Consider the following 3,266-nt stretch of genomic DNA (forward strand, 5'->3'; position numbering starts at 1 on the left):
CCTTAACATCCTTCGGAGTCCAACGCGTCACAACTACCTCCCGGTCGAAGTGGCGCATTCACCCCTTGACAGCACGCCCGTTGCCACAACATCCAGGAGTCCAATTGTTTCATGCCGATTTAGAGCACTACTTAGCCATTGTTGAGCGGGTTTATGTTGCGGTGCAGCGGAGTGGAAGGCATAAACGAGAATGTTGACATCAGGAATGATCATCGAGTACCGCCCACACAGCTTCTTTGTTGCTGAGATCAACTAGAGCCGGTCCGCCGCAATCGAAGGAGGGCAGGTTAACGGGGGTGTCTTCGGTACTGATGCGGGCTTCCTTCTTGAGGGCAGCGCGGACCGCCTCTTCGACGTATGAGCTCAAAGTGACATTGTTGGCTTTGGCTTGGACCTTCGTTTCTTCAAGGAGTTTCGGCGGGAGGTTTATCGTCGTGCGCATACCTTTAGGGTAGAAAGCATCAAGTCATCATTCAAGAGGTGCAATGATGTATCTGCCTTCAGGAAGCCGTGAAAGGTTGACTGGTGTCTTAATTCAGTGCGAGCGTCAGGATCAGTACTCCGATGGAGAATGCGAGCATGCCTAAGCAGTTGATCCAGAATGCGCTACCGAGGAAGTGGGCGCGGACATGGGCTGCTGCGGCCGCGCAGAAATAGGCGATGACTCCAATCATGGCTGTGATTCCTACGCCGGGGAACCAGAGGCCGGCAATGAGTCCTACGGCGGCGAGGCACTTGATGACAATGAGCGCCCACCACCAGTCCTTGGGGAGTTTGACGCCGCTGAGGCAGGCTTCGATGAAGGGGACTGGTTTGAGGGAGAGGGCGGCGTCGCCAAGCAGAATGGCTGCTAGTAGAAGGGAGGGCCAGGCTGGGGAAGATTCTAGGATCATTGGGTTACTCCGAATGCGGTGTTGAGGCGTTCGATCGATGAGGCGGCTTGGGATGTGAGGTGCTCGGTGTCGTAGATTCCGGCGGCCCAGCCGATGAGTAAGCCGAGGTAGACGTTGTACAGCAGGTCGGCGTACTCGGCCGCATCGGCGCTGCTGAGCCTGGTGCCGAGTCGCAGGGTGATTTCATCGGTCAGGAGCGTTTTGAGTGCGGTGAGCGCTTCGCCTTGATTGCCTTGTTGGATGAGTGCTGCGCCAAAGGCGCGGGAGAGCTCTTCGTGGCCGGTAAACATCTGGAGGAAAGGTCTCAGGACATCGAGAAGGCTATCGGATTGTCCCCGGATGTCATCGTGGAGTTCTGAAATGTGTTGGCCAATGGTGCGGATGAGCAGCGTTTGTTTGTCGCCGACTCCCATGACGGTTCCCACGCTAACGCCAGCTTCGGATGCGATAGTCCGGATGCTGGTGGTGGCGTAGCCCTGAGTGAGGAAGAGTTCGTAGGCGGTGGCTAGGACCTTGCTGACGGTGCCAGCTTTGGCGGCCGAGCGCGATGAGTGAACGTGTTCAGTGAACATGTTCAAAAGGGTAGCTCTTGATGGTTTCGAGGTCAATGACGCCGAAGTGTTGACAGTTGGCGCTAGGCCAGCGTGGGGAAGACGCGGTCGCGCAGCAGGTGTGCAAGCTCGCGGTCGGGGGCTGCTGGGTTGACCCAGGCGGTGTCGCCGATTTCGGCGGCGGCATGGGGTTCGTCGGCGGTGACGGTGCGGGTGTAGGTGAAGATGGTGCCGACGACGACCTCGCCCGGTTCGTTGGCGGCGGGAGCGTCGAAGGTGCCGAGTTTGTTGAGGCTCTCGGCGTCGAGGGTGAGGCCTACTTCTTCGGCAACTTCGCGCAGGGCGGCGTCGACAAGCGCCTCGCCCGCCTCGGGCTTGCCGCCGGGCAGTTGGTACTTGGTGGAGGACTTCTTGCGCACGGTAAGCACGTGGCCTTGTGGGTTGCGGATGACGACGGCTGCTACTTCAATCATGGCTGCTGATTGTAGGCGGCCTAGAGCAGCGGCAGGAGCACGAGGGCGAGATTGAGTGCGATGACCAGCGCGGCAAGCGTCCAGCCCACGGCCATAGACCAGGGTTTCGCGGCGAACTCACCCATGACGTCCCGGGAGCCGGCATAGCGGAAAAGCGGGATGATGGCGAAGGGGATGCCCAGGGAAAGAAGTGCCTGGCTGACCACCAGTGCCATAGTGGGGTCGACCCCGCAGCCGATGATGACCAGCGCCGGGATGAGCGTGACCAGGCGGCGGACTAGTAGGGGGACCTTGATGTGAAGCAGGCCGTCCATGATTTCGGAGCCGGCGTAGGCGCCCACTGACGTCGAGGCGAGGCCGCTGGCCAGCAGGCCGATGGCGAAGAGAACGCCGGCCAGCGGGCCGAGGTGGCTGGCAATCGCCGTGTGGGCCCCGGAGATGGTCTCTGTGCCGTCCACGCCGTAGAGGGCCGAGCCCGCCAGGACCAGCAGGCCCACGTTGACGAGCCCGGCGATGGACAGCGCCACGGCGATGTCCGCGCGGGTGCCGGCCAGCACGTGGGGGATTTCCAGGTCGGGGTAGCGCTGCTTGGTCAGGGAGGAGTGTAGGTAAATGGCGTGCGGCATGACGGTGGCGCCCAACATGGAGGCGGCCAGCAGGATGCTGTCCTTGCCCTCTAGGTGGGGGATGAGGCCGCCGGCCACGTCGGCGGGGTCGGGCGGGGCGATGGCGAGGCCGGCAAGGAAGCCGATGCAGATGACCAGGAGCAGGCCGATGACAAGCCCCTCGAACCACTGGTTCTTCTTCTGGAAGATGAGGAGAATGATGGAGACCGCGCCGATGATGAGCGCGCCCGCGAACAGGGGGAGGTTGAAGAGGAGTTGCAGGGCAATGGCGCCGCCGATGACTTCGGCGAGGTCGGTGGCCGCGGCGATGAGCTCGGCCTGGGCCCACATGCCTAGGCGCGCGCGGCGGGAGAGACGCTCGCCCATGATTTCCGGCAGGGAGCGGTGGGTGACTAGGCCCAGTTTGGCGGAGTGGTACTGGATGAACATGGCCATGAGGTTGGCCACGACGAGTACCCACACCAGGAGGTAGCCGTAGTGGGAGCCGGCGCTGATGTTGGCGGCTACGTTGCCGGGGTCGACGTAAGCCACTGCAGCAACGAAGGCGGGGCCGGTGAGGCTGATTAAGGTCTTACGCATAGGCATCTCCATACCAAAAGTTCAACTACTTGAAGTCTAGTTTTCATCGCCATATGTTCAAGCCAGGGGGCGGAATCAAGCGGTGGATGCGCCACGCTTGAATAGTTCGTTAAGTATTTCACGTGGGGTTGCGCCGCCGAGGAT

Annotated in this window: 5 protein-coding genes; all 5 read right to left on the reverse strand. The window is 61.2% G+C overall.

Features of this window, described 5'->3' with window-relative positions; genetic code table 11:
• Positions 1-199: 199 nt before the first annotated feature.
• Positions 200-442 (reverse strand): YlcI/YnfO family protein, encoded by a 243-nt coding sequence (locus QP904_RS11680; protein WP_005292604.1) that lies wholly within the window; start codon positions 440-442, stop codon positions 200-202.
• Positions 443-530: 88 nt separating this feature from the next.
• The gene (locus QP904_RS11685; protein WP_005292602.1) at positions 531-893 is read right to left on the reverse strand and encodes a DoxX family protein; all 363 of its coding nucleotides are present in this window, start codon (positions 891-893) and stop codon (positions 531-533) included.
• A complete protein-coding gene (locus QP904_RS11690) occupies positions 890-1,465 on the reverse strand; it encodes a TetR/AcrR family transcriptional regulator (RefSeq protein ID WP_005292598.1) in 576 nt (191 codons plus the stop codon). Before QP904_RS11690 ends, QP904_RS11685 begins: the two co-directional genes overlap by 4 nt.
• 62 nt (positions 1,466-1,527) lie before the next feature.
• Entirely contained in the window at positions 1,528-1,917 is a 390-nt protein-coding gene (locus QP904_RS11695; RefSeq protein WP_005292595.1) for an NUDIX hydrolase, read from the reverse strand.
• 20 nt (positions 1,918-1,937) lie between these two features.
• Entirely contained in the window at positions 1,938-3,122 is a 1,185-nt protein-coding gene (locus tag QP904_RS11700; RefSeq protein ID WP_248100434.1) for an Nramp family divalent metal transporter, read from the reverse strand.
• Between the last annotated feature and the right edge of the window lie 144 nt (positions 3,123-3,266).

It is taken from the genome of Corynebacterium nasorum (genome assembly GCF_030229765.1).
Lineage (GTDB): Bacteria > Actinomycetota > Actinomycetes > Mycobacteriales > Mycobacteriaceae > Corynebacterium > Corynebacterium kefirresidentii.

Excerpts from the sequence above, each read along its gene's own strand:
- QP904_RS11685 (WP_005292602.1), bottom strand. The coding sequence starts at position 893 with ATGATCCTAGAATCTTCCCCAGCCTGGCCCTCCCTTCTACTAGCAGCC.
- QP904_RS11690 (WP_005292598.1), bottom strand. The coding sequence starts at position 1,465 with ATGTTCACTGAACACGTTCACTCATCGCGCTCGGCCGCCAAAGCTGGC.
- QP904_RS11680 (WP_005292604.1), bottom strand. The coding sequence starts at position 442 with ATGCGCACGACGATAAACCTCCCGCCGAAACTCCTTGAAGAAACGAAG.
- QP904_RS11695 (WP_005292595.1), bottom strand. The coding sequence starts at position 1,917 with ATGATTGAAGTAGCAGCCGTCGTCATCCGCAACCCACAAGGCCACGTG.
- QP904_RS11700 (WP_248100434.1), bottom strand. The coding sequence starts at position 3,122 with ATGCGTAAGACCTTAATCAGCCTCACCGGCCCCGCCTTCGTTGCTGCA.